This is a genomic window from Winogradskyella vincentii (genome assembly GCF_020166345.1).
Classification (GTDB): domain Bacteria; phylum Bacteroidota; class Bacteroidia; order Flavobacteriales; family Flavobacteriaceae; genus Winogradskyella; species Winogradskyella vincentii.
Genome location: NZ_JAIUJS010000053.1, coordinates 1 through 360, shown reverse-complemented (window position 1 = coordinate 360; position 360 = coordinate 1). Strand labels below are relative to the sequence as shown.

Genomic DNA, 360 nt, shown 5'->3' with positions numbered 1-360 from the left:
TGTAAGGGTAGGAGCAACCGGTATAGTTGAAAAGGTTACCGTCGTATCTGCAGGCAAGCTTTCATTGAAACCAGGCGCTGTTGTATCTTCAACAGTAATGGTTTGCGATTGTACATCTGTGTTCCCGCAATCATCCGTAGCGGTCCATGTTCTGGTAATCGTATAGCTATCCGGACATGATCCAGGCGTTGTAGTTTCGTTGAATGCTATATCTACGTTAGCATCACAATTATCTGAAGCTGTAGGTGAAGCCGCCGCAGGAATGCTATCACATTCTACAGTTGTATCACTTGGAATCCCTGCTAAGACAGGGTCTGTCGTATCCACAACCGTTATGGTTTGAACAGCAGACGTTGTGTT

General features: G+C 45.6%; 1 protein-coding gene. It reads right to left on the bottom strand.

Annotation, left to right across the window (positions count from 1 at the left end):
- Positions 1-327 (bottom strand): HYR-like domain-containing protein (locus LBV24_RS15135; protein ID WP_449667990.1); only part of this gene is annotated, 327 nt, incomplete at its 3' end.
- Positions 328-360: the final 33 nt, after the last annotated feature.